Genomic DNA, 242 nt, shown 5'->3' with positions numbered 1-242 from the left:
ACTTGCAAGGTCAAGTGAAGAAGGGCGCACGGTGAATGCCTTGGCACTGGAAGCCGATGAAGGACGCGACTAACCGCGAAAGTCTTCGGGGAGCCGTAAGTAGGCTTTGATCCGGAGGTCTCCGAATGGGGGAACCCAGCATGTGCAGACATGCTATTCTTGTGTGAATACATAGCACAAGAAAGGAACACGCAGTGAACTGAAACATCTAAGTAGCTGCAGGAAGAGAAAGAAATATCGAT

1 rRNA gene is annotated in these 242 nt (G+C 50.0%); it reads left to right on the top strand.

Features of this window, described 5'->3' with window-relative positions:
- Positions 1-8 precede the first annotated feature (8 nt).
- Positions 9-242, top strand: a 23S ribosomal RNA gene (locus ACYVUV_RS12450); the annotation flags it as partial.

It is taken from the genome of Lactobacillus sp. WILCCON 0149 (assembly GCF_057197965.1).
This window is presented reverse-complemented; position numbering and strand designations above follow the sequence as displayed.